This is a genomic window from Achromobacter sp. GbtcB20, from assembly GCF_019091095.1.
GTDB classification, from domain to species: domain Bacteria; phylum Pseudomonadota; class Gammaproteobacteria; order Burkholderiales; family Burkholderiaceae_B; genus Achromobacter; species Achromobacter mucicolens.
Map to the genome: position 1 here is coordinate 1 of NZ_JAGXJZ010000520.1, position 274 is coordinate 274.

At 66.8% G+C, this 274-nt stretch carries 1 pseudogene; it reads right to left on the reverse strand.

Features of this window, described 5'->3' with window-relative positions:
• Positions 1-39 precede the first annotated feature (39 nt).
• A pseudogene (locus tag KVT32_RS30035) lies at positions 40-274 on the reverse strand (chromosome partitioning protein ParB); the annotation flags it as partial.

Sequence of the window (274 nt, forward strand, 5' to 3'; positions counted from 1 at the left end):
ACGCTTCGGCTCAGGCAGGCGAACCGGTTCGCCGGGGGGTCACCCGCGCAAACGCGCCAGCACGCCTTCGAGCACGTCGAGGTTCTGGAAGTCGATGATCATCTGCCCCTTCCCCTTCGGTCCCATCTTGAACACGACCGGCGTCGCCAGGCGGTCCGACAGCTCTTCTTCCAGGCGCACGATGTCTCCCGACTTTTCCTTCTGGCGCGCCGCCGCGGCCGGGCTGTTCTGCTCCTCGCTCGCGCGCGCCACCAGTGTTTCGGTTTCGCGAACC